Annotated in this window: 2 pseudogenes; one reads left to right on the forward strand and one right to left on the reverse strand. The window is 66.8% G+C overall.

The features are described from left to right. Positions 1–97 precede the first annotated feature (97 nt). Positions 98–347 (reverse strand): annotated as a pseudogene (locus tag IF89_RS44095) (IS110 family transposase); the annotation flags it as partial. Between the two features lie 556 nt (positions 348–903). Between IF89_RS44095 and IF89_RS48855 the strand changes: the two are divergent. Beyond that, positions 904–1171, forward strand: a pseudogene (locus tag IF89_RS48855) (transposase family protein); the annotation flags it as partial.

Here is a 1171-nt window from a genome sequence, read left to right on the forward strand (position 1 = left end):
CTACCTGTCACCCGTCGAGTTCGAACAGCAGCACCAGCGAGAACATAGACTCGCTCTCGCAGCATGAATCCCCGTGTCCACACACCGGGGGACGCCTCAAGTAGGCAACCCGGCAGTCGGCGTCGCGGGCGACGGTCAGCGGCAGAGCCCCGATCGATGCGGGCTGGTCCACCAGCTCCGTGCCGAACTATCAGCTTGTCGTAGGCGGCCCGCAGCCTCGGTTCGCTGTTGGGTATCGGCTCATCGAAGACCGTCTTGTCCGTCGGCGTCAGGCCGTAGCCGTGGTGGGCGCTCTTGCCGACGTCAATACCCAGTAAGACGCCCACATCGCACGCTGGTGCCCCCACCAGACCAACCAGCAGATGCCCGAAACCCACTTCACCGGCATTGCGCTTTAGACCCGGTAGGAAATCACTAGCTCAGCGCACGACATCCCGTCACTGTCGACCGTCCACCCGCGACCGCACACGGGAGACACGGCCCCTAGCCCACACTGCATGGCCGCCACCCGTCGGCGGGCGGGCTTCAGGGCCCTCCACCGACGTCACCCGCATCTACCCGAACCAAGCAATGCTGCCGCCGAGTTCGTCGGCGGCAGCAACACCCCACACTCCGCTCCATACCTCCGGGCCGCTTCGCCAACAGCCATGACCTCAGCATTCCGGCCGACGGATCGCATGGCCAGGGATCTCAGACACGCACGTAGCAGCCCTGGCAGCCGGGCGGGAGTTCCTCCGGAAGAAGCCGGTTCACCGCCGCCCGGATCGCCTCCGCCAACGGCCGAACACGATCACGAGAGTGATGAGCCTTGTTCAGGTTGGCCACCGATCGGGTGACGCAACAGACGAGGCCCTCGGGCTGTTGAGCGGGATGTCTGACGTCCGCAGCTCTTCAACTCGGGGGCGGGCCCTGGTCGCACCGGTGTATCTACGCAAGAACGACACCCTGAGACCGGCTCGCGGCCGGATTCGGTATCGCCCTGAGAACGGCCCGCGCCCATGTTCACGCTGCCGTGGAACACCTGGCGGCCAAGGCACCGGGACTGACCGCGGCCCTGAGAACGGCCGACGCCCGGTATGCCCTCCTGGACGGGACCCCCGCCGAGTGTGGCCGGTCCGGCGACGGACGCGCGCACTACTCGGGCAAGCACCGGCGGCATGGGGTGAACCTT

Source organism: Streptomyces sp. NRRL F-2664 (assembly GCF_000719345.1).
Taxonomy (GTDB): Bacteria; Actinomycetota; Actinomycetes; order Streptomycetales; family Streptomycetaceae; genus Streptomyces.